Source organism: Diplocloster hominis (genome assembly GCF_032380655.1).
In the GTDB taxonomy this organism is placed as follows: Bacteria; Bacillota; Clostridia; order Lachnospirales; family Lachnospiraceae; genus Diplocloster; species Diplocloster hominis.
The window spans coordinates 1-1,674 of the sequence record NZ_JAWDIY010000076.1; the positions used below are offsets into that span (position 1 = coordinate 1).

1 rRNA gene is annotated in these 1,674 nt (G+C 53.4%); it reads right to left on the reverse strand.

What is annotated here, in order from left to right:
* Positions 1-40 precede the first annotated feature (40 nt).
* A 23S ribosomal RNA gene (locus tag ABC831_RS26265) occupies positions 41-1,674 on the reverse strand; the annotation flags it as partial.

Sequence of the window (1,674 nt, forward strand, 5' to 3'; positions counted from 1 at the left end):
GCTCTTTTCAAAGCCTCTTATCTTGAACCTTCAGACCATTCTGGTCAAGCCCTCGACCTATTAGTAGCAGTCAGCTCCGTACATTGCTGCACTTCCACCTCTGCCCTATCCACCTTGTCGTCTTCAAGGGGTCTTACTAGCTTGTGCTATGGGATATCTCATCTTGAGGGGGGCTTCACGCTTAGATGCCTTCAGCGTTTATCCCTTCCCGACTTGGCTACTCGGCCATGCACTTGGCAGTACAACCGATACACCAGTGGTCGGTCCATCCCGGTCCTCTCGTACTAAGGACAGCTCCTCTCAAATATCCTACGCCCACGCCGGATAGGGACCGAACTGTCTCACGACGTTCTGAACCCAGCTCGCGTACCGCTTTAATGGGCGAACAGCCCAACCCTTGGGACCTACTACAGCCCCAGGATGCGATGAGCCGACATCGAGGTGCCAAACCACTCCGTCGATGTGAACTCTTGGGAGTGATAAGCCTGTTATCCCCAGGGTAGCTTTTATCCGTTGAGCGATGGCAATCCCACTTTATACCACCGGATCACTAAGTCCTACTTTCGTACCTGCTCCACCCGTCGGTGTCGCAGTCAAGCTCCCTTCTGCCTTTGCACTCTTCGAATGGTTTCCAACCATTCTGAGGGAACCTTTGAGCGCCTCCGATACCCTTTCGGAGGCGACCGCCCCAGTCAAACTCCCCGCCTGACATTGTCCCCCGACCGGTTCACGGCCGCAGGTTAGAAATCCAGCACTGCAAGGGTGGTATCCCAACAGCGGCTCCATGAAGACTGGCGTCCTCACTTCTTAGCCTCCCACCTATCCTGTACATGCAATACCGAATCCCAGTATCAAGCTGGAGTAAAGCTCCATGGGGTCTTTCCGTCCTGGCGCAGGTAACCAGCATCTTCACTGGTACTTCAATTTCACCGGATGCATTGTCGAGACAGTGCCCAAATCATTACGCCTTTCGTGCGGGTCGGAACTTACCCGACAAGGAATTTCGCTACCTTAGGACCGTTATAGTTACGGCCGCCGTTTACTGGGGCTTAAGTTCAAAGCTTCGCTTGCGCTAACCTCTCCCCTTAACCTTCCAGCACCGGGCAGGCGTCAGCCCATATACCTCACCTTTCGGTTTTGCATAGACCTGTGTTTTTGCTAAACAGTTGCTTGGGCCAATTCTCTGCGGCCGCATTTCTGCGGCACCCCTTCTCCCGAAGTTACGGGGTCATTTTGCCGAGTTCCTTGACAATGCTTCTTCCGTCGGCCTTAGGATTCTCTCCTCATCCACCTGTGTCGGTTTACGGTACGGGCACGATATAAACAATAGCGGCTTTTCTTGGCAGCTGGCTCACACTCTTCCCTACTTTAATTTCGGTCCACTTCACGTCTTCGGATTGTACGGCGGATTTGCCAACCGTACTCCTACCTCGCTTGTACCGGGCTTTCCGTTCCCGGCTCGTGCTTTCCCTCTGCGTCCCCACAGTTCTGTTATATCGCGGTACAGGAATCTCCACCTGTTGTCCATCGACTACGTCTTTCGACCTCGCCTTAGGCCCCGACTTACCCAGAGCAGATCAGCTTTACTCTGGAAACCTTGGATATTCGGCCACAAGGATTCTCACCTTGTTCTCGCTACTCATTCCGGCATTCTCTCTTCTTAAAAGTCCACGG